Below are 2,087 nucleotides of genomic sequence, written 5' to 3'. Positions count from 1 at the left end.
CCGGAGGTGTAGAGGACGTAGAGCGTGCCGGTGGCCGCCACCGACCCGCTCTACGTCCTCTACACCTCCGGCACGACCGGCAAGCCGAAGGGCGTGGTCCGGGATACCGGCGGCTACCTCGTGGCGCTCGCCTGGTCGATGCCGAACCTCTACGGCGTCCAGCCCGGCGAGACCTATTTCTGCGCCTCCGATATCGGCTGGGTGGTCGGCCATTCCTACATCGTCTACGCGCCGCTCCTGCACGGCTGCACCACGGTGCTGTACGAGGGCAAGCCGGTGGGTACCCCCGATGCCGGGGCGTTCTGGCGGGTGGTCGCCGAGCACGGCGTAGTCTGCCTGTTCACGGCGCCGACGGCCCTGCGCGCGATCAAGAAGGAGGATCCGGCCGGGTCGCTGGTCGGCGACTACGACCTGTCCGCCTTCCGCAGCCTGTTCCTGGCCGGGGAGCGGGCCGACCCGGATTCGGTGGCCTGGGCCGAGCGGGTGCTGGGCCGCCCGGTGATCGACCATTGGTGGCAGACCGAGACCGGCTGGCCGATCGCCGGCAACCCGCTGGGCCTGGGCCTCCTGCCGGTGAAGCACGGCAGCACTTGCGTGCCGATGCCGGGCTACCGGGTCGAGGTCCTGGACGAGGGCGGCAAGCCGGTCCCGCCCGGCACGATGGGCACCATCGCGATCCGCCTGCCCCTGCCGCCCGGCTGCCTGCCGACCCTGTGGGGCTCGGACGCGCGGATGCGGTCGAGCTACCTCGCCACCTTCCCGGGCTATTACGACACCTCGGATGCCGGGGTGATCGACGCCGACGGCTACATCACCGTGCTGGGGCGGACCGACGACATCATCAACGTCGCGGGCCATCGCCTGTCCACGGGCGGCATGGAGGCGGTGCTGGCCGGCCATCCGGATGTCGCCGAATGCGCGGTCATCGGCATCCGCGACGCGCTCAAGGGCGAGGTGCCCTGCGGCTTCGTGGTGCTCAAAGCCCGGGTCGACCGCGCCCCCGCGGACATCGAGCGCGAGCTCGTCGCCAAGGTGCGGGACGAGATCGGCCCGGTGGCGGCGTTCAAGCTGGCGCTCACCGTGCCGCGGCTGCCGAAAACCCGCTCCGGCAAGATCCTGCGCGCCACCATGAAGCGCATCGCCGACCACGAGCCCTGGACGATGCCGGCGACCATCGACGACGCCGCCGCCCTCGACGAGATCGGCGCCAGCCTGAAGGGGCGGGGGATCGGCGCCGGCTGAGCGCGGGGAATATGGGTTCCCGAAGGGCCCGAGGCCCTTCGGCGGGGTTCGGGGCGCGCAGCCCCGATCTCGGGCGAAGCCCGACACCAGGGCTCTGCCCTGGACCCGCAAAAGGTCCCGGACCTTTTGAAACCACGATCGTTTCGAGTCGCGCTGCAACCGCCCCTTGCGCGCCCGACTCCGCTCACCATCTCTAGACCATCCAACCGGATGGTCTGGGGAGGGCGAGACGATGGCAGACACCGGACAGGAACTCCGGCCCAAGGTGCCGGACAGCGAGAAGATCACGATCAACCTCGGCTTCGTCGATCTCGGCCGGGTCGACCTGATGGTCCGCGACGGGTTCTACGCCAACCGCGCCGACTTCATCCGCACCGCGGTGCGCAACCAGCTGGACCGGCAGGAGGAGGCGGTGCGCCAATCCGTGGCCCGCCGCCAACTGCGGCTGGGCGTCTCGCACTATTCCCGCGCCGCCCTGGAAGCCGCCCGCGACGCCGGCGTGCCCCTGCATATCCAGGTCCTTGGCCTCGCCACCGTGGCGCTGGACGTCACGCCCGAACTGGCGCGCGCCGCGATCGCCTCCGTGGAGGTGCTGGGCGCGTTCCAGGCCAGCCCCGCGGTCAAGGCCGCCCTGGCCGACCGGATCGCCTGAAGACACCCCGATCGCACCGCCGGGCGCAGCAGCCGGCCGTGTCCGAACCCCACCCGCAAGGAACGGCCCGATGAAGCACTTTCCCAAGATGGACTTCCTGAACTTCGACCTGTCGAAGATGAAGCTCGGCGGCTTCGGAGCCCCCGGCTCGGCCGAGGCCGAGGGCAAGCGCGCGGCCCGGGCCGCCCGGATG

General features: G+C 71.1%; 1 protein-coding gene and 1 pseudogene. Both read left to right on the top strand.

Annotation, left to right across the window (positions count from 1 at the left end):
• Window positions 1–24 precede the first annotated feature (24 nt).
• Window positions 25–1,242, top strand: a pseudogene (locus FV228_RS27750) (AMP-binding protein); the annotation flags it as partial.
• 232 nt (window positions 1,243–1,474) lie between these two features.
• Window positions 1,475–1,894 (top strand): CopG family transcriptional regulator, encoded by a 420-nt coding sequence (locus tag FV228_RS27745; RefSeq protein WP_147857444.1) that lies wholly within the window; start codon window positions 1,475–1,477, stop codon window positions 1,892–1,894.
• Window positions 1,895–2,087 lie beyond the last annotated feature (193 nt).

The organism is Methylobacterium sp. WL18 (genome assembly GCF_008040015.1).
In the GTDB taxonomy this organism is placed as follows: domain Bacteria; phylum Pseudomonadota; class Alphaproteobacteria; order Rhizobiales; family Beijerinckiaceae; genus Methylobacterium; species Methylobacterium mesophilicum.
This window is presented reverse-complemented; position numbering and strand designations above follow the sequence as displayed.

Bases quoted from the DNA above. Each gene is read 5' to 3' on its own strand.
- FV228_RS27745 (WP_147857444.1), top strand. From the start codon at position 1,475: ATGGCAGACACCGGACAGGAACTCCGGCCCAAGGTGCCGGACAGCGAG.